At 59.0% G+C, this 1,516-nt stretch carries 1 protein-coding gene; it reads left to right on the top strand.

Going from position 1 to position 1,516, the window contains the following annotated elements; translation table 11 throughout:
- On the top strand, positions 1 to 1,516 hold a 1,516-nt coding region (locus D6877_RS02095), incomplete at both ends, for an immunoglobulin-like domain-containing protein (protein WP_347233390.1).

Raw genomic sequence — 1,516 nt, 5'->3', positions numbered from 1 at the left:
AACTGACCGCCGATACTTCGGTGGCTGAAGGCGGCACCGTGACTTACACCGCCACGGTTGGTGCGCCAGTTACCGGTTCTCCTGTCGTCGTGACATTGGCTAACGGCCAGACCATCACCATCGGTGTCGGTCAGACTACTGGCACCGCAACCGCTGTTGCTGCGAACGATGCACTCACCGGCAACGCCCCGATCACCAACTCGATCACTGGCGTAACCGGTGGCAATTTCGAAGATCTGGTTGCGGATAAAACTCCAGTTTCGACCACTGTTACGGATGTTGCCGACACTACCAATCTGTCGCTCAGCGCCAGCAACTCGGTGGCTGAAGGTGGCCAGATCACTTACACCGCGACACTGACAAATGCTGCTGGCTCACCAGTGACCGTGACCTTGTCGAACGGCGCTGTCATCACCATCAAGGCTGGCGAAACCACCGGCACCGCAACCGTTGCGGCCCCGTCCGATGACGTCTACAAAGACGCCGGCTCCGTCCAGGCAACGATCACCAGCGCCACCGGCGGCAATTTCGAGAACCTCGTTCCGAGCACTGCTCCGGCCGTGACGTCTGTCACCGACACCATCGACACTTCGACGGTCAAACTGACCGCCGATACTTCGGTGGCTGAAGGCGGCACCGTGACTTACACCGCCACGGTTGGTGCGCCAGTTACCGGTTCTCCTGTCGTCGTGACATTGGCTAACGGCCAGACCATCACCATCGGTGTCGGTCAGACTACTGGCACCGCAACCGCTGTTGCTGCGAACGATGCACTCACCGGCAACGCCCCGATCACCAACTCGATCACTGGCGTAACCGGTGGCAATTTCGAAGATCTGGTTGCGGATAAAACTCCAGTTTCGACCACTGTTACGGATGTTGCCGACACTACCAATCTGTCGCTCAGCGCCAGCAACTCGGTGGCTGAAGGTGGCCAGATCACCTACACCGCGACCTTGACCAACGCCGCTGGATCGCCTGTGACAGTCACGTTGTCGAACGGCGCCGTGATCACTATCAAAGCAGGCGAAACCACCGGCACCGCAACTGTTCCTGCACCGTCCGACGACGTCTACAAAGATGCCGGTTCCGTTCAGGCAACGATCACCAGCGCCACCGGCGGTAACTTCGAAAATCTCGTGCCGAGCACCACTCCAGCGGTCACTCAGGTCACTGACACCATCGATACTTCGACCGTCAAACTGACGGCTGATACTTCGGTGGCTGAAGGCGGCACCGTGACTTACACCGCTACCGTCGGCGCTCCGGTTACCGGTTCGCCTGTCGTCGTGACATTGGCTAACGGTCAGACCATCACCATCGGCGTCGGCCAGACCACTGGCACTGCAACTGCTGTTGCTGCGAACGATGCGTTGGCCGGTAATGCGCCGATCACCAACTCGATCACCAACGTCAGCGGCGGCAATTTCGAAGATCTGGTTGCGGACAAAACTCCAGTTTCGACTTCTGTCACCGACGTTACCGACACCACCAGTCTCTCGCTCAGCGCCAGCAA

This window comes from Pseudomonas sp. Sample_9 (assembly GCF_004307535.1).
Lineage (GTDB): Bacteria > Pseudomonadota > Gammaproteobacteria > Pseudomonadales > Pseudomonadaceae > Aquipseudomonas > Aquipseudomonas mercuritolerans.
Note: the sequence above shows the minus strand (reverse complement) of the source record. Positions and strands in the feature narration are given on the sequence as shown.